This window comes from Mesorhizobium sp. M1169 (genome assembly GCF_040318345.1).
GTDB lineage: Bacteria > Pseudomonadota > Alphaproteobacteria > Rhizobiales > Rhizobiaceae > Mesorhizobium.
On the sequence record NZ_JAMYME010000005.1, the window covers coordinates 62,125 to 77,921 of the forward strand.

General features: G+C 64.5%; 19 protein-coding genes. 8 read left to right on the forward strand and 11 right to left on the reverse strand.

Annotation, left to right across the window (positions count from 1 at the left end; all coding sequences use genetic code 11):
• Positions 1–24 precede the first annotated feature (24 nt).
• From NKH41_RS07025 to NKH41_RS07040, 4 genes are all read left to right on the forward strand, one after another.
• On the forward strand, positions 25–783 hold the full coding sequence (locus tag NKH41_RS07025; protein ID WP_352501993.1) for a F0F1 ATP synthase subunit A: 759 nt from the start codon (positions 25–27) through the stop codon (positions 781–783).
• Positions 784–850: 67 nt separating this feature from the next.
• The gene (locus tag NKH41_RS07030; protein WP_006206606.1) at positions 851–1,075 is read left to right on the forward strand and encodes a F0F1 ATP synthase subunit C; all 225 of its coding nucleotides are present in this window, start codon (positions 851–853) and stop codon (positions 1,073–1,075) included.
• Positions 1,076–1,156: 81 nt separating this feature from the next.
• Positions 1,157–1,732 carry a F0F1 ATP synthase subunit B gene (locus NKH41_RS07035; protein WP_352449932.1) on the forward strand — a complete coding sequence of 192 codons (576 nt, stop codon included), beginning with the start codon at positions 1,157–1,159 and terminating at the stop codon, positions 1,730–1,732.
• Positions 1,733–1,742: 10 nt separating this feature from the next.
• On the forward strand, positions 1,743–2,234 hold the full coding sequence (locus NKH41_RS07040; RefSeq protein ID WP_352768805.1) for a F0F1 ATP synthase subunit B: 492 nt from the start codon (positions 1,743–1,745) through the stop codon (positions 2,232–2,234).
• A gap of 250 nt (positions 2,235–2,484) precedes the next feature.
• Here the strand turns inward: NKH41_RS07040 and rnhB are convergent, their stop codons facing one another.
• Positions 2,485–3,180 carry a ribonuclease HII gene (rnhB, locus tag NKH41_RS07045; RefSeq protein WP_352768803.1) on the reverse strand — a complete coding sequence of 232 codons (696 nt, stop codon included), beginning with the start codon at positions 3,178–3,180 and terminating at the stop codon, positions 2,485–2,487.
• 168 nt (positions 3,181–3,348) lie between these two features.
• Positions 3,349–4,503, reverse strand: a complete 1,155-nt coding sequence (locus NKH41_RS07050) for a PA0069 family radical SAM protein (RefSeq protein WP_254818651.1) — start codon at positions 4,501–4,503, stop codon at positions 3,349–3,351.
• 151 nt (positions 4,504–4,654) lie between these two features.
• Between NKH41_RS07050 and NKH41_RS07055 the strand changes: the two genes are divergently transcribed.
• Together NKH41_RS07055 and NKH41_RS07060 are read left to right on the forward strand one after the other, a co-directional pair.
• Complete coding sequence (locus NKH41_RS07055; RefSeq protein ID WP_292664385.1) at positions 4,655–5,158, forward strand: glycosyltransferase; 504 nt, start codon at positions 4,655–4,657, stop codon at positions 5,156–5,158.
• A 188-nt stretch (positions 5,159–5,346) separates the two neighbouring features.
• Positions 5,347–6,321 (forward strand): phytanoyl-CoA dioxygenase family protein, encoded by a 975-nt coding sequence (locus NKH41_RS07060; protein ID WP_352540122.1) that lies wholly within the window; start codon positions 5,347–5,349, stop codon positions 6,319–6,321.
• 30 nt (positions 6,322–6,351) lie between these two features.
• Here the strand turns inward: NKH41_RS07060 and moaB are convergent, their stop codons facing one another.
• The 6 genes from moaB to NKH41_RS07090 all read right to left on the reverse strand — a co-directional run bounded on the left by moaB (position 6,352) and on the right by NKH41_RS07090 (position 10,046).
• Positions 6,352–6,894, reverse strand: coding sequence for a molybdenum cofactor biosynthesis protein B (moaB, locus tag NKH41_RS07065; RefSeq protein WP_352489568.1), 543 nt, complete (start codon positions 6,892–6,894; stop codon positions 6,352–6,354).
• Complete coding sequence (locus NKH41_RS07070) at positions 6,881–7,783, reverse strand: 4-(cytidine 5'-diphospho)-2-C-methyl-D-erythritol kinase (RefSeq protein ID WP_352540158.1); 903 nt, start codon at positions 7,781–7,783, stop codon at positions 6,881–6,883. Before NKH41_RS07070 ends, moaB begins: the two co-directional genes overlap by 14 nt.
• Before the next feature lie 26 nt (positions 7,784–7,809).
• Positions 7,810–7,995, reverse strand: coding sequence for a hypothetical protein (locus NKH41_RS07075; protein ID WP_352540120.1), 186 nt, complete (start codon positions 7,993–7,995; stop codon positions 7,810–7,812).
• 81 nt (positions 7,996–8,076) lie between these two features.
• Positions 8,077–8,934 (reverse strand): S49 family peptidase, encoded by an 858-nt coding sequence (locus NKH41_RS07080; protein WP_352501988.1) that lies wholly within the window; start codon positions 8,932–8,934, stop codon positions 8,077–8,079.
• An 87-nt stretch (positions 8,935–9,021) separates the two neighbouring features.
• Entirely contained in the window at positions 9,022–9,822 is an 801-nt protein-coding gene (locus NKH41_RS07085; protein WP_352768801.1) for a tRNA1(Val) (adenine(37)-N6)-methyltransferase, read from the reverse strand.
• Positions 9,822–10,046: a putative signal transducing protein gene (locus NKH41_RS07090; protein WP_023674082.1), complete on the reverse strand. Its 225-nt coding sequence runs from the start codon at positions 10,044–10,046 to the stop codon at positions 9,822–9,824. The genes NKH41_RS07085 and NKH41_RS07090 overlap by 1 nt, the downstream gene beginning before the upstream one ends.
• 426 nt (positions 10,047–10,472) lie before the next feature.
• Between NKH41_RS07090 and NKH41_RS07095 the strand changes: the two genes are divergently transcribed.
• Positions 10,473–11,489 (forward strand): polyprenyl synthetase family protein, encoded by a 1,017-nt coding sequence (locus NKH41_RS07095; RefSeq protein WP_292663011.1) that lies wholly within the window; start codon positions 10,473–10,475, stop codon positions 11,487–11,489.
• 37 nt (positions 11,490–11,526) lie between these two features.
• On the opposite strand, the gene NKH41_RS07100 is transcribed toward NKH41_RS07095, so the two are convergent.
• Positions 11,527–12,960: an MFS transporter gene (locus tag NKH41_RS07100; protein ID WP_352768800.1), complete on the reverse strand. Its 1,434-nt coding sequence runs from the start codon at positions 12,958–12,960 to the stop codon at positions 11,527–11,529.
• Between the two features lie 104 nt (positions 12,961–13,064).
• Between NKH41_RS07100 and NKH41_RS07105 the strand changes: the two genes are divergently transcribed.
• Positions 13,065–13,670 carry a TetR/AcrR family transcriptional regulator gene (locus NKH41_RS07105; protein WP_352768798.1) on the forward strand — a complete coding sequence of 202 codons (606 nt, stop codon included), beginning with the start codon at positions 13,065–13,067 and terminating at the stop codon, positions 13,668–13,670.
• 19 nt (positions 13,671–13,689) lie between these two features.
• Here NKH41_RS07105 and NKH41_RS07110 read toward each other — a convergent pair whose 3' ends face one another.
• Both NKH41_RS07110 and NKH41_RS07115 read right to left on the reverse strand, forming a co-directional pair.
• The gene (locus NKH41_RS07110) at positions 13,690–14,322 is read right to left on the reverse strand and encodes a hypothetical protein (RefSeq protein ID WP_352470686.1); all 633 of its coding nucleotides are present in this window, start codon (positions 14,320–14,322) and stop codon (positions 13,690–13,692) included.
• Positions 14,323–14,332: 10 nt separating this feature from the next.
• Positions 14,333–15,682 (reverse strand): YadA-like family protein, encoded by a 1,350-nt coding sequence (locus NKH41_RS07115; RefSeq protein ID WP_352768636.1) that lies wholly within the window; start codon positions 15,680–15,682, stop codon positions 14,333–14,335.
• Positions 15,683–15,797: the final 115 nt, after the last annotated feature.

The following is a 15,797-nucleotide window of genomic DNA, read 5'->3' on the forward strand; positions in this document are numbered from 1 at the left end:
CTGCGGCTTTGATGGGGATTTAAAGTGGCTGCTGACAAGGTCGATCCGATCCACCAGTTCCAGATCCATCCGATCATTCCGATTCACATCGGCGGCTACGACCTGTCCTTCACCAATTCGGCTCTGTTCATGCTTGCGACGGTCGCTGTCGCATCGGCGTTTCTCTACCTCAGCACGTCGAGCCGCAGCCTGGTTCCGGGCCGCCTTCAGTCGGTCTCGGAAATGGCCTATGAATTTGTCGGCAATATGCTGAGGGACGCCGCGGGCACGCAAGGCATGAAGTTCTTCCCCTTCGTGTTCTCGCTGTTCATGTTCGTGCTTGTCGCCAACCTGCTTGGCCTGTTCCCGTATTTCTTCACCATCACCAGCCACATCATCGTCACTTTCGGCCTCGCTGCGCTGGTGATCGGAACGGTCCTCGTCTACGGCTTCACCAAGCACGGCCTTGGCTTCCTGAAGCTGTTCGTCCCGCATGGCGTGCCGGTCTACCTGCTGCCGCTGGTGGTGCTGATCGAGGTGATTTCCTTCGTCTCGCGTCCGGTCAGCCTGTCGGTTCGTCTGTTCGCCAACATGCTCGCCGGTCACATCACGCTGAAGGTGTTCTCGGGGTTTGTCGTCAGCCTGAGCGCGCTCGGCGCGGTCGGCGTGGCGGGTTCGGTTTTGCCGCTGGCGATGGCCGTGGCGCTGACGGCGCTGGAGCTGCTGGTCGCGTTCCTGCAGGCCTACGTCTTTGCGGTGCTGACCTGCATGTATCTCAACGACGCCCTGCATCCCGGGCACTGACAAGGTTTCCGGCATTGCCGCCGGATCGATTTTGCAACGGAATTTTAGATCCAAAGGAGTTGAACAAATGGACGCAGAAGCAGCAAAGTACATCGGTGCAGGCATCGCATGCCTCGGCATGGGCGGCGCGGGCATTGGCCTCGGCAACATTTTCGGCAGCTATCTGGCGGGCGCGCTGCGCAACCCGTCGGCAGCCGACGGCCAGTTCGGCCGCCTGATCTTCGGCTTCGCCGTGACCGAAGCGCTGGGTATTTTCTCGCTTCTCATCGCGCTTCTCGCCCTGTTCGGCTGAATGCTTGTTCGGCTGAACATTGGGAAGAATTGAACAGGCCGGCCGCGATCCTGCGGCGGGCCTGAATTTCGGGGATAGTCCATGTTCGTGACATCTGCCTTTGCGCAAGAGTCCGCGCCCGCCGTCGAAGGCGGCAGCGCTGGCACCGGCGTGCCTGCCGAGGCGCACGGCACGTTCCCGCCATTCAATCCGGCGACGTACCCCTCGCAGCTTCTATGGCTGGCAATCACCTTCGGGCTGTTTTATCTCTTCTTGAAACGGGTGGTGATGCCGCGCGTTGGCGGCATCATCGACGTGCGCAACGACCGCATTACCCAGGATCTCGACCATGCTGCCCGGCTGAAAAGCGAGGCCGATGCCGCCGTTGCCGCCTATGAGCAGGAATTGGCGGAAGCCAAGGGCAAGGCCAATGCGATCGGCCAGCAGGCCAACGATGCGGCCAAGGCGGAAGCCGAAGCTGCCCGCAAGACGATCGAGGCAGCGCTTGACCAGAAGCTTGGCGAGGCCGAGGCGCGTATATCTTCCATCAAGGCCAATGCCATGAAGGAAGTCGGCACGATCGCCGAGGACACCGCTTCGGCCATCGTCGAGGCGCTTGTCGGCGGCAAGGCCAGCAAGGCCGAAATCGCGGCCGCGGTCAAATCCGTGGCCGGGTGAGGAGCGCATCATGGACGCCACATCTCTCGCGACGCTTTGGGCAACTGTTGCCCTCGTAATCTTCCTCGGCATCGCCATCTACATCAAGGTGCCGGGCATGATCGCCAAGACGCTCGATGCGCGTGCCGACAAGATCAGCTCCGAGCTCGAGGAAGCGCGCCGGTTGCGCGAAGAAGCCCAGCAGCTGCTTGGCCAATACCAGCGCAAGCGCAAGGAAGCCGAGCAGGAGGCCGCGGCCATCGTCGCCGCCGCCAAGCGCGAAGCCGACATGCTTGCCGCCGAGGCGCACAAGAAGACCGAGGACTATGTCGCCCGGCGCACCGCCTTGGCCGAGCAGAAGATCGGCCAGGCCGAGCGCGAAGCGATCGGCGAAGTGCGTGCCAGCGCTGTCGACATCGCGGTCGAAGCCGCGCGGGCGCTGCTGGCCGGCAAGATCGACGCCAAGGCCGGCGCCGACCTGTTCAACGCCTCGCTGCAGGATTTGAAGTCGAAGCTGAATTAAGCGACTTCGTCGGGAAATTCATCGAAAGCCGCCCGGGAAACCTGGCGGCTTTTTTGTGGGCGAAAGCGACTGAGCGCGTGATCTCCCCCTCGAGGGGGAGATGTCGCCAAAGGCGACAGAGGGGGTCGGCACGTCCTGGCGCGACGCCCTATGGAACGAAAGAGAACGTTGGCGCTTCACGCGAGGCGACCCCCTCTGGCCTGCCGGCCATCTCCCCCTCGAGGGGGGAGATCACACCTTGCCGAATCGCTCAATCCAAATCCGAAAAACCCTCTTCCTCCAGCACCTCGGTGCCGCCGAACCGGAACGGCGCGAAGGAGGCGCGGTGCAGCCGTGCCACTGGCCCGTGCAGATCGATCGCCGTGCGATGGCGCACAGTGGCGTAGCCCATATGCAGTTCGAAGCCGTAACGCGCATGATGGCTGCCGCAGCCGCACATCATGCGGTCGCGCATCACCTTGGCGACGATCGAGGCTGCGGCGATCGACTGCGAGCGCTGGTCGCCCTTGATCAGTGCTTTGCCCTCGCAGGGCAGGCCGGACGGCACGTCGCGGCCGTCGGCCAGTGCCAGCTTCGGCCGGATTGACAGGCCGGCCACGGCACGGCGCATCGCCTCCAGGCTGGCCTTGAGGATGTTGGAGGCATCGATGCCTTCGGCGCTGACCGAGGCCATCGATACGGCGAGCGCGGAGCCGAGGATTTTCAGGAACAGCGCCTCACGCTGCAAATGCGTCAGCCGCTTGGAATCGTCGAGGCCGTCGGGGATGTTGGCGGGATCGAGCACCACCGCTGCCGCCACCACCGGCCCGGCGAGCGGGCCGCGGCCGGCCTCGTCCATCCCCGCCACCGGCCAAAGGCCTTCGGCCATCGCCCTCGTCTCGAACGAGAAGTCGGGTTTCTCGACGATTTCGAAGAGAAGCGGAGAATCGGAACGCGGGCGAGCCATGGTGCGGCGAGGTTCGCATCGGCTCCGATTCTCCGCAAGTCCCCTCCGGGTCGGGCGGGGCACCGGACCAGGAGGGGGCTACCGTCTGCAAGCCCGGGGACAGGACAGGCGGGACGGGATTTTTTGCCTGTTGCCGGCCGTTTCAACCGGCTGGCGCGAGACGCTTTGTCACAGCAGCATCAGCTGCTCGGTAGCCTTGGCGGCGGGGACGAACTGGTCGGTCCTGAGCGAGCGCCGCTCGGCGTTGAGGCCGAGCCGTTTGGCAGCGATCTCGAAACGCCGGCCGATCTGCCAGGCATAGGGACCGGAGCCTTTCATGCGCTTGCCCCATTCCGAATCGTAGTCCTTGCCGTCGCGCATCGAACGGATCAGCGACATGACGTGGCGATAGCGATCGGGATAATGGCGCAGCAGCCAGTCCTTGAAGATCGGCGCGACCTCCAGCGGCAGGCGCAGCAGCACATAGCCGGCCTCGCGCGCGCCCGCTGCCTGCGCCGAATCGAGGATGCGCTCCATCTCCGGGTCGGTCAGTCCGGGGATGATCGGCGCGACCATCACCGAGGCCGGAATGCCGGCGTCCGAAAGCTGCCTGATCGCCTCCAGCCGCTTGGTCGGCGTCGACGCTCGCGGCTCCATCGTTCTGGCCAGCATCCTGTCCAATGTCGTCACCGACAATGCCACCTTGGCCAGCCCGCGTTCGGCCATGCGTGACAGAATGTCGATATCGCGTGTCACCAGCGCCGACTTGGTGACGATGCCGACCGGATGGCCGCGCGCCTCCAGCACTTCGAGGATCTCGCGCATGATCCGGTATTGCTTCTCGATCGGCTGATAAGGATCGGTATTGGTGCCGATGGCGATGGTGCGCGGCTGGTAATTATCCCTGGACAATTCCTTGTCGAGCAGCCGCGCCGCATCCGGCTTGGCAAACAGCTTCGATTCGAAATCCAGCCCCGGCGACAGGCCCATGAAGCTGTGCGTCGGCCGCGCGAAACAATAGACGCAGCCATGTTCGCAGCCGCGATAGGGATTGATCGAGCGGTCGAAGGAGATGTCGGGCGATTCGTTGCGCGTGATGATGGTGCGCGGCTTCTCGACCTGTACCTCGGTCTTGAAGGGCGGCAGCTCCTCCAGCGAATTCCATCCATCGTCGAACACATGCCGGCTGACCGGCTCGAAACGGCCGGACGGATTGATGCCCGCCGACCTGCCGCGATTGCGGTCGGGACGGACGCGCATGCCGCTCTGCTCGATCATCGCATTCGCCATCTCGGCCCTGCCAGCGCCGAAGGCTGCAATATCGGCACGCACGATCTGTTCCATCTTGGCCCTTTCCCAGGGACTGTCCGCCCGCTGTCGAATCGCTCTGCTCATGAATGTATTCCTATCGTATCGATGAGAACAAAGCAAGAACTTTCTCGCGGCACGCCGCAAAAACTGGCGCTACCCACCGCTTTCCGCTATTCGGCTAAACATGCTCAGCGTCCTGATCGAAACCCTGAATGACGAGGAGGGCCTTGCCCGCACGCTCGCCTCGCTGATCGGCGGCGCGGTCGAAGGCGTGGTGCGCGACGTTCTCGTCTGCGACACCGGCTCGACCGATCAGACGCACCGCGTCGCCGAACATGCCGGCTGCCACTATGTCAGCGGCGGCATCGCCGCCGGGATCAGGCAGGCCAAGGGCGACTGGCTGCTCTTGCTGGAACCGGGCGCGCGGCTGGGAGAGGGCTGGATCGACGAGGTCGTCGCCCATACCGCCAGGCAAACCATGGCGGCGCGGTTCTCGCGGGCACGCGGCAGCCGCGCGCCGTTCCTGTCGCGTGTCTTTGCCGGAAATCGCGCTCTCGCCGAAGGCCTGGTGATCAGCAAGCGTCAGGCCGCGGCGCTGTCGAAGAACGCCCGCAGCGCCGAAGCGATCGCCCGCGGCCTGGCGACCAGGAGGCTCCACGCCGAGATCTGGGTCGCGCCGCGGAAGTGACGGCTTACCGTCCCGGTTATGGGAACTCCGCCCAAGCACATTTTCTGGCGGGTCGTCGTTTATTGTGCATTGCACAAAATCTGGCCGGGGGTTACCATTCCCGGCGATATGGGCGAATAGGGTTTGGGGTGTGCCGGAGCGGCGACGACTAACGTCGATGCTGTTCCCTCGACATTTTGAGGACCCCGATGACCCTTTCAAGCCCTGACAAGTCCGGCGCTGCAAGCCTCGAGGCGATCGCACGAAACGGCGGCACGCTGCGCCGCATCGCCGCCCGCATCCCGACCTATCTTTCCGACCTTCGCGAGAATCCGGCATGGCTGCCGATGTTCATGCTGGCCCGCACCATGCCGGCGCGGCGCCTGCACTGGCGCGGTGCGAAGCCGGTTCCGCCGGCGCGCAATGTCGGTGAAACGATGTTCGCCGGCGTCGATCGCGATGCCGTCGTCGGCGCGCTGCGGACGGAGGGGCTCTATTCGGGCCTGATGCTGCCGGCCGCCATCCATGACGAGATCGCCCGCTTCGCCGAGCGCACGCCATGCTTCGGCAATTTCGACCGCCGGCTGGAATTCCTGCCCGAAAAACACGCCGATGCCGAAAAGCATTTCGGCCGCCCGCTGCTCAGCGGTCACTATTTCGAACGGGTCCTCGACTGCAACGCTGCGGTCGCCGTGCAGCGGGATCCGCTGCTTCTCGATATCGCAGCGCACTATCTCGGCAGCCAGGCCAAGCTGATCACCACCCGCGTCTGGTGGAGCTTTCCGACCGGTGGCGTCTCGGACGCCGACAAGAACATGGCCTCGCTCGGCAAATACCATTTCGACCTCGACGACTGGCGCATGCTGAAATTCTTTTTCTACCTGGTGCCGGTCGACGCCGACACTGGGCCGCATGTCTATGTCCGCGGCTCCCACAACCGCCGCATCCTGAAGCATCAGCTGACGCTGCTGGTAGGCCATTCGGCGGAAGAGGTGCTGGGCGTCTACGGCGAGCAGAGCCCGGTCACGCTGACCGGGCCGGCCGGCCTCGGCTTTGTCGAGGATCCGTTCGGCTTCCATATGGGCACCGTGCCGACGCGCACGCCGCGGCTGATGATGGAAGTCGGCTTCGGCGTCTCGCCGCCGTCGCGCCGGCGTTTTCACGGCGAGCCGGTCATTCGCTAAACCGACGTCGCTTGGCTGATACCTCGGTTCTCAGCCGCGCCGCAAATGCTCGTCCAGCCGCGGCATGATCTCGACGAAGTTGCAGGGCATGTGCCGATAGTCGAGCTGCGGCTTCAAGATGCCGTCCCAGGCGTCCTTGCAGGCGCCGGGCGAGCCCGGCAGCACGAAGACGAAGGTGGCATTGACGACGCCGCCGGTTGCCCGGCTCTGGATCGTCGAAGTGCCGATCTTATCGTAGGAGATGCGGTGGAACACTTCGGAAAAGCCGTCCATGCGCTTTTCGAAGATCGGCTCCAGCGCTTCCGGCGTCACGTCGCGGCCGGTGAAGCCGGTGCCGCCGGTGGTGATGACGACATCAATCGCTTCGTCCCTTGACCAACCCAGGACCTTGTCGCGGATCTTGTCGCGGTCGTCGGTAACGATGTCGCGGGCGGCCAGGACATGGCCGGCCTCGGCAATGCGGTCGGCCAGCGTCTGCCCGGATTTGTCGTCGGCGAGGCTGCGCGTATCGGAAACGGTCAGTACCGCGATGCGCACGGGAACGAAGGGGCGGCTCTCGTCAATCCTGGCCATGGGCATCAACCTCCGATGTCACGCTTCGCGTCGCCGCGACAAACCAGTCGGGATGGCGGCTGCGAATATCGACGGCCGCGCGCTTGGCCACATTGCCGGTCTCGAACAGCCCGAAGCAGGTGGCGCCGGAGCCGGACATCCTGGCAAAACCGGCTCCGGCCTTGTTGAGCACGGAAAGCGCCTTGCCGATCGCGGGCTGGATTGCGCGCGCCGCAGGCTCGAGATCATTGCGGGTGATCTCCAGCCAGTTGCGGATGCTGTGGAAGTCGAGGTTGCGCGGCAGCGGCGGCAGTCCCGCATTGTCGCGGCGGCCAAGCGCTTCGAACACGTCGGCCGTCGAGACGGCAGTGCCGGGATTGACGAGCACCAGACCCAGCGCCGGGAAACCCGGCACGAGCGTCAGCTCGTCGCCGATGCCGCGGGCTATCAGCGGCTTGGCTGCGAGGCACATCGGCACGTCGGCGCCGAGCGACAGACCGATCCGCGCCAGTTCGGCATCGCCGATGTCGAGGCTCCAGGTCTGGACCAGGGCGCGCAGCACAGCCGCCGCATCGCTCGACCCGCCGCCGACACCGGACGCGACCGGCAGGTTCTTTTCGAGCCTGATGGCGACAGCCGGTGCGTGCTGGGGACCGGCCTCGCGCCGCAGTGCATCGCGCGCTCTCACCACCAGATTATTGTCGTCGACCGGCACCGCGGAGGCGTATTTGCCGGACATGGAAAACCCATCGCTGTCGGCAAGTTCCGTTTCGATGCGGTCGCCGAAGCGCGTGAACACAGCCAGGCTTTCGATCGTGTGATAGCCGTCGGCGCGCTGGCCGGTGACGTGCAGCGCGAGATTTATCTTGGCGTGCGCATGCGACACCCGGATGCCGGCCTCGGCGTTCACTGGCTCGGCCGCGAGGGGGACGACGGTCAATCCTTGGCCAGACGGTATTCGCCGGTCTTCGGGTCCTTGACCAATGTTCCCATTGTACCGTTGGCGGCCTGCCTTTCGGTACGCCGCACCTTGGCGGTCACACGCTCGGCTTCCCTGACGAAGGAGCGGTAGCCGAAATAGGCGGCAATGCCGACGACGGCGAAGAAAATGATCTGCGGCATGTCAAACTCCTCCCTCGCAAGGCCGGCAAGGCCGCCGGTCGGGTCGGTTGATGATTTATGCTAGACGCTTTCACCGGCTTTTCAAAGCCCGAAGCGCGCCCACAGCGCGCGCTCTTCCGCCGCATCGATGACGCCGCTTGCCGCGGCGGCGGCGATATCGGGCGCCGAAAAGCTCGAGCCGAACAGGCCGAAGCGGCCGAACAGGCCGCGCGGCGCGGTGATCAGCTTGAGCTGGGTTTTCGGCCCGAAACGGCTCTTCAGCACGCTGCGCATGTCGCCGAGCGCATCGACCAGTCCGAGTTCAAGCCCCTTCTTGGCCGTCCAGAACAGGCCGGTGAACAGGTCGGGATCGTCCTTGAGCTTGCTGCCGCGCCTGTCCTTGACGAGGTCGATGAAGGTCTCGTGGACCTCGAGCTGCAGCGCCTTCAGGCGCTCGACGTCCTCCTTCTTTTCCGGTTTGAACGGGTCGAGCACCGCCTTGTTCTGGCCGGCGGTGTGGACGCGGCGCTCGATACCGATCTTCTTCAACAGCTCCGGAAAGCCGAACGAGGCCGACACCACGCCGATCGAGCCGACGATGGAGGACGGGTCGGCAAAGATCTCGTCGCCGGCGACCGCAATCATGTAGCCGCCCGACGCCGCCACGTCCTCGACGAAAACCAGGACCTTCTTGTTCTTCTCGCTCGCCAGGTCGCGGATGCGCCTGAAGATCAGCCGCGACTGCACCGGCGAGCCGCCTGGCGAGTTGATCGAGATGGCGACCGCCGGCGCGTCGAAGGAAAACAGCTTTTCGAGAAGGCCGGCGGTGGAAGCGAGCGACAGGCTCGGCCGGAACTGGCCGCCGCCGGGCATGATCGTGCCGTGCAGCCGGATGACCGGAATGGTGACGACGGCGGAGCGCCAGGATTTCGGCAGCAGGCGGTTGAAAAGGCGTTTCACGAGGGGGCGGTCTCCGGTCGATTTGCTTGAGGCATGTAGGAATTCGCCGGCCAACGGCAATGCCGTCACGCCGGCAATCAGAATGGATCAGTCTCCGAACAGCGACGCCAGCCCGTTATTGATCAGCTCTGCCCGCTCCGAAGGGCCATTGCCTGAATAGGCATGCAGCATCAGCGGCGGCTGGATCGACAGTTTGCCGCGTGCGCCGAGTGCTGCCCGGACGACGATGCGGATCGCCGCCGCTTCGGGGCGAGGATGGACGGCCAGCATCTCGGCATCGCCGAAGCGGCCGGCGATGGCATCGAGGATGGCGCCGAGCTGTTCCGGCCGGGCGATGACGGCCAGCCCGCCGCCCGGCCTGACCACCGCGGCCGCGCTGCGGATCCAGCTGTCGAACAGCCCATCCTCCGAGACATGCGCGGCCTTTCTCAGCGGATCGGGCGTCGCGCGATCCTCGGCGGCATTGAACGGCGGGTTCATGATGACGAAATCGAAGCTGTTGTCCTCGAGGCCGGCGGCCGTTCGCGCCCGGCCCGACAGCGCGACATCGGCGACGAGCACCGAGGCGCGGTCGCTGAGATGCGCATTGCCGGGATGGGCAAGCGTGGTGGTGGCGAAGGCCGCCATTTCCGGGGAACGCTCGACAAGCACGGTCTCTGCAGCGGGGCAGCGCGACAGTACCGCCAGGCCGGCGGCACCGGCACCCGCGCCAAAGTCAGCAAGCCGCCCGGCGAAGGAGGACGGCACGGCAGCCGCCAGCATCATCGCATCCATGCCGGCGCGGTGGCCCGCCTTTCTCGGCTGCACCAGCCAGAAGCGACCGCGATGAAAGGCATCGACCGTATGAGCCGGCATGTCCGGGACAAGGGCAGCGGGCGACGCGGACATTATTTTTGGCGGATCTCGTTGGCGATGCCGGCATCCGTCAGGATGCGCCGCGCCGCATCGGCCTTGTCGGCATCCACCATGACACGGCGGGGCAGGATGCCGATCGAGCCGTCGAGGACGCTCATGTTCTGGTCGGCGACGAAACAGCCGATGCCGGCATCGCGCATCAGCGATTCGACAAACGAAATGATGACGGCGTCGTTGGTGCGGATGAGCTCTATCATCGGATTAGGGCCATGATCTATCGATATGGTCGAAATGGCGCCTGAAACGGCAAGAAGATGCGAGGAGAAGCGTGAAGGTCGGGGTCTTTCCCCCGGCCGAGCGGTTCGACGACGCAGCTTGCAGCCGTTTCGGCGTCCGGAGGATGTGGTCCATCTGCCCGGCTACTTTGTCGCGAAGGACTTGAAAGCCGAATGGCTTCCTGCGCCTTCGCTCCGCGTATCCGGACGGATGGCCTCACACCATTTCGATCATATCGATAGATCATGGCCCTAAACTCGCAGTTTGCGGCGTTGATGTAAACGTAGGCGTGATCATGTACCAGAGCCGGCGCGCCAATTCGCCTCTTGCCGCAGCAGTGGGTGACACCCTAGAGTCTGTCCAGGGACCATGTTGCCGTCGTGCATATCGAGGTTGGGAGTTTTGCCGTGGGTGTCGTTCTCAACATTGAAAACGGGAAGCGCGAAGCCGCCTCGATAAAGGACCTCATCGACCTGACCGCGGCCGACATGGGGCGCGTCAACAAATTGATCCTGTCGAAGGCCGGCTCCGATGTCGAGATGATCCCGGAGATTGCCAACCATCTGATCTCGTCGGGCGGCAAACGGCTGCGGCCGATGCTGACGCTCGCCGCCGCCCAGATGTTCGGCTATTCCGGCGACGGCCATGTCAAGCTCGCCACATCGGTCGAATTCATGCATACCGCGACACTTCTCCACGACGACGTCGTCGACGAAAGCGGCATGCGGCGCGGCAAGAAGACGGCGCGTATGATCTGGGGCAACCAGGCCAGTGTTCTGGTCGGCGATTTCCTGCTCGGCCAGGCCTTTCGCATGATGGTCGACGTCGGCTCGCTGGAAGCGCTCGACATCCTGTCCAGCGCCGCTTCGGTCATCGCCGAAGGCGAGGTGATGCAGCTTGCCGCCGCCAAAAACCTCGAGACCACCGAGGACGAGCATTTCGCGGTGATCAAGGCCAAGACCGCGGCGCTGTTCTCCGCTGCCGCCGAGGTCGGCCCGGTCATCGCCCAGGCGACGCGCAATGATCGCGCGGCACTTCGCTCCTACGGCATGAATCTCGGCCTTGCCTTCCAGCTGATCGATGACGCGCTGGATTACGGCGGCACCAGCAAGGATCTCGGCAAGAATGTCGGCGACGATTTCCGCGAGGGCAAGGTGACGCTGCCGGTGATCCTCGCCTATCGGCGCGGCACCAAGGCCGAGCGCAGCTTCTGGAAACGCGCCATCGAGGACAATGCCGCCGACGATGCCGGGCTGGAAAAGGCCATCGGCCTGATGCTCCGCCACGGGGCGATTGCCGACACCATCGGGCGCGCCCGCCATTTCGGCGAGATAGCCCGCGACGCGCTGGCGCCGCTCGAGGCGACGCCGCAGAAGTCTGCACTGATCGACGTCATCGATTTCTGCATCAGCCGGGTGAATTGACAGGCGTCGCGGCGCGAGGCCGGGACGCCGCCTGCTCTCATCGAGCCTTTGCCGGAAGCACTATTGCTGCCAGCAAACTGACGACGATGCCCGCCGCCGCGAGCCGGAAGGCAACCTGGATGCCGTCGGCGACGGCAATTTTCAACGCATCGCCGGACAATTCGCCGATTTGGCTGTTCGCAATCGCAATCAGCACGGCCATGCCGATGGCGTTGCCGACATTGAGCGTCGTCGAAGCCATCCCCGAGGCGACGCCTTGCTGGTCATGGGCAACGCCGGAACCGGCGGCAATCCACATTGCGGTCCAGACGATGCCTTGTCCGACGCCGGAGACGATCAGGCCGAGTACGAGGGGCAGATAGCTGCTGTCGGCAGTCGCGCCTGATACCATCAATGCTGTGCCGACCGCGCCGACGATCATGCCGCCGACCAGGGTTCGGCGCGTCGAAAAGCGCGTTGCCAGACGCTCGCCGAGTTGCGTGCCGGTGGCGATGGCGACCGACGGCACGAGAAAGGCGAGGCCCGTCTGCAAGGCAGTGAAGCCGTGCACGTTCTGCAGCAGCACGGTGAGGAAGTAGGGCAGCGCGCCGAAAGTGGCCATGTAGAGGAAGGTTATCGTCATGCCGGCGACGAGGCTGCGGTTGTGGAACAGGCGCAGCGGCATCAGCGGGTCGGCGCTGTTGGCCTCGATCACGGTGAAGGCGATCAGGAAGAATGCCGCCAGTGCTGCGCTGGCGATGATTGCGCCAGAGCCCCAGCCATATTCGGGCCCCTGAACCAGGGTGAAGACAAGCAGCGTCGCGCCGGCGGTGACGGTCAGCGCGCCCGGCAGATCGAAGCTGCGCTGCTCGTGCCGCTTGCGATCGCGCGGGATGATGGCGAAAGCCGCGATGATGGCGATCCCGGCCAACAGCACGTTGACGTAGAAGACCGACGGCCAGCCGAAGGCGCTGGTCAGAAACCCGCCGGCAAGCGAACCGAGCGTCAGGCCGCTGGCGCCCGCGCCGCCCCAGACGGCGAGCGCCCGGTTGCGTTCCGGTCCCTCGGCGAACAGGCGGTTGATCAGCGACAACGTCGCAGGAAACAGGAACGCGGCGCCGATGCCTTGCACGGCGCGGGCCGCGATGATGATTTCCGGCGACCAGGCGAGGCCGCCGACCAGAGATGAGAGCGCGTAGAGCCAGAGCGCGAAGATGAAGACGCGGCGCTGGCCGATCAGGTCGGCGGCCCGGCCGCCGAACAGCAGGAAGCCGCCGGTGAAGACGGTGTAGGCGCTGACCACCCACTGCAGGGTCTGGCCTGAAAATCCGAGGCCGGCGCCGATCTCCGGCAACGCCACGAAGACTATGTTGAGGTCGAGCGAGATGATGAGCTGCGCGAAGGCGAGCAGCGCCAGCGTTGCGCCATGTTTCGCCCTGCTTGCTCCCTGCGTTATCGCCCCGAGCGGCGCGCCTTGATCCAGTGAACTCATGCCGGTCTCCTTGTCGACAATTATTTAATGATCGACAAAGAATTGAGATTTGCAATCCGAAGTCAAGCGGATTATTTGTTGATCGACAAAAATTGGAGACCGCCATGGCGGGAAGGCCAAGGGAGTTCGACCGCGACCAGGCGCTGGAGAAAGCCCGCGACGCCTTCTGGAGACGCGGCTACGAGGGCACCTCGATGGCCGATCTCGTATCGGCGCTTGGTCTCGCATCGGCGCGCATCTATGCCGCCTTCGGCTCGAAGGAGGATCTGTTTCGCGAAGCGGTGGCACTTTACGAGGCCAATGAGGGCGGCTTCGCCACACGCGCACTGCAGGAAGAACCAAATGTCCGGCGCGTCATCGAGCGCATGCTTCGCGACGCCGTCGAAATCTATACGCGGCCGGGGCAGCCGCAGGGCTGCATGGTGGTGACGGCCGCGACCAATTGCGCCGTCGAAAATGACGCCGTGCTGCAATGGCTGGCGGAGCATCGGCTGGCGCGTACCGCATCGATCGTCGAGCGGTTGAAGCAGGCGGTGCGCGATGGCGAATTGAAGCCGGACACCGACGCCGAGACGTTGGGGGATTATTACGCCACGCTGCTGCACGGCCTTTCGGTGCAGGCACGCGACGGCGTGCCGAAAAAGCGGCTGCACGATCTTGTCACCGTCGCCATGCAGGCGCTTGACGCAAGCCTTTCGCAAACGTCCTGAGTTTCAGGGCCGTGATGCCTCACTTGCCGGCTTGTTCGGCGGCCCTTCTGGGATTGACCGCCGGCGTCGGCGGGTCGGGTATTTCGGTGGCCACAGGCTTTGGCGGTTGCGGCTCCGTCGCCGGCGCTTCGGGGCCGGCCTTGCTGAGCGCGACCGAGATGCCGAACACCTTCCATTGCCGTTCGACCGGCGCAAACAACAGCTCGAAATTGACCTGCATCGGCACCGAGGGAAAGAAACCGGCCATATGCAACATGCCGTTGGACTCGATCTGCGGCAGCAGCGTCAATTGCGGCTCCAGCACCGCGACGCCGCCGAGGTCGATGCCGTCATTGCGGTGGCTGGCGAAGATCTCGGCAAGCTTGGCCGCATTGTTGGTCTGGAAGCCCGGCGCGCCGAGATCGCGCAGCACCGTGTAATTCCCCGTCTTGTTGGCATGGTCGAGCGCCAGCAGCGAGCCGCGCACCAGGATCAGCACGCCGTTGCGGTCGATATTGGCCGGCTTCGGCGCCTGGGGCTTGGCCGATTTCTGGATTTTCGACGTTTGCGCCAGGGCAGGCTGGACAAGCTGCGGAACGGCTGCCGTCAGCACCAAGGCGGCCAGCAACATTCTGCCCGTCGGCCGCACCGATCCCGGCAAGATTGAGGTCATGCCCGCTGCATCAGTTGAGTGTCCACGATGCGCCGACGCTGACGCCGACATCGCCACGGTTGGTGGAGGCCGACACGGCGGCGTTGAGGCGGAAATCCAGGCTCGTGCTATAGCCAAGGCCGAGCGCCAGGCCCGACTGGCCCTTGAAATGGCCAAAGCCGCCGGCCAGCGACAATTTGCCGGGCCTGTCGTCGTAACGCAATCCCGCCGTCGCCAGCGCAAGCGCCGTTCCGGCGCGGGCTTCCGAGCGGTTTTCGCTGACCTGCTCGCCAAGGTTCTGCAACCCGCCCTCCAGCGCGCTGACGCGGCCGTCGAGCAGGGCGATGTTAGCCTCGTTGATCGTGGTGCGACTGTCGAGGCTGAAAATCTGCGCGGTGTGCAGGTTGAGCGTGTTGGTATTGTTGGTGATACGCGCCTCGTGATCGGCAAGCTGGATCGTATGATTGCCGACCGTCGTGTTGAGCGCGTTGATCTGGTTGGTGTTGTTGACAATGCGCGTCTCGTGATCGGCAAGCTGCATCGTGTGGCTGCTTACCGTGGTGTTGAGCGAGGCGATCTGGGTGGTATGGGCTGCAACGTCGTCGGCCAGTCCTTCGAGTTCGTCGATGTTCACGGAAGCGGTCGCCAGATTGCCCGCGGCGTCGGACGTCACCAGGTATTTCGGTCCGCTCTGGGCCTCCCTGCTGGCTGCGCTGTTGATGCCCGACAGAGTGTAGGTGGCGCTGCTGTTGCCGATAGCCACCTGATTGGCGCGTGTCGTGGTCACACCTTGGCCTACGGCGACTGAATCGGCAAAATTGGCCGTCGCACCGGTGCCGAGGGCGGTGGCATTCACCGCATTCGCCTTGGCCGAGGCGCCAAGAGCGGTAGCGTTGGCCTGGTTAGGGCCTCCCGCACCAGCCTGAGCACGGGCGCCGATAGCCGTCGTGCTTGCATTGTTATGGTTGATGGGACCCGAGATTCCCCCGGCCCACGCATCATCGCCAAGAGCGGTACTGAGGTCTCCATCAGAAACGGCTCTACCGCCGACCGCCGTCGAGGATCCGCCCGCAGCTTGGGCGATAGTTCCGCATGCCATACCGGTGGGCGAAGCCCCGGCGCCATCTGCGCCATAATTTATATCTTCACACACAAACGCAGCCGCCGGAGTCGGCGCGAGGGCCACCAGGCCGGCTGCCGCGGCTATCACCAAAGCTCCGGCCCCGCGAACCGGCACGCGGGACGACATCAGGATTCCGGCAGCCCCCAATGCAGCCGACCACTCAAAGCCTTCTACAACACGGCTCTTCATCGAATTATCCCCTTCTTTCCAGAACGGCGCCGGCCGATCGCAAAGCTCCCGATGAGATGGACCATGCATGAAGCCGGCAACGGCCGGACAGTCGGCAAATGCCTACACTTCGCGGCATTCCCCCTGTTCTTGCAGCGTTTTCAGTCCTGGCTGTTGCAATCTTGCAACGTCGGGCCGGTTGACT